1 pseudogene is annotated in these 616 nt (G+C 68.5%); it reads right to left on the minus strand.

The features are described from left to right. Nucleotides 1-616: pseudogene (locus tag FLX07_RS35920) on the minus strand (RNA-guided endonuclease InsQ/TnpB family protein); the annotation flags it as partial.

The raw sequence follows: 616 nt of genomic DNA on the forward strand, positions 1-616 counted from the left end.
CTCCACCATCACCGCTTGGTTGTCGCGGATAATCCGGGTGGAGAGCTTGTGCGCGAAGTCCCGGCGCGCGTCGGTCACCCTGGCGTGTGCGCGGGCGACACGGGCGACGGCCTTCTTCCTGTTCGCCGACCCCTTCGCCTTGCGGGACAGCGCCTGCTGTGCCTTCTTCAACCGGCGTTCGGCGCGGCGCAGGAAACGCGGGTTGTCGATCTTCCTGCCGTCCGAGAGGACTGCGTAGTGCGTCAGGCCCAGGTCGATCCCCACCTCCGAGGCCGCCGCGGGCAGCGGCTCGTCTGCCGTCTCCGCGACGAAGCTCGCGAAGTACCGTCCTGCCGCGTCCCTGATGACCGTCACGCTGGAAGGTTGCGACGGGAGATCCCGGGACCAGCGCACCGGGACGTCCCCGATCTTCGGCAGGCGCAGCTTCCCGCCGGGATTGATGGAGAAGCGGGCGTTGCGGGTGAAGCGGACGGCCTGCCGGTTGTCCCTCTTGGACCGGAATCGGGGCGGGGCGATCTTCGGTCCCTTGCGCTTGCCCGAGATCGAGGCGAAGAAGTTCCGGTAGGCGGTATCAGATCGGCCAGCGCCTGCTGCAACACCACGGCCGACACCTCGC

Source organism: Microbispora bryophytorum (genome assembly GCF_006874465.1).
In the GTDB taxonomy this organism is placed as follows: domain Bacteria; phylum Actinomycetota; class Actinomycetes; order Streptosporangiales; family Streptosporangiaceae; genus Microbispora; species Microbispora bryophytorum.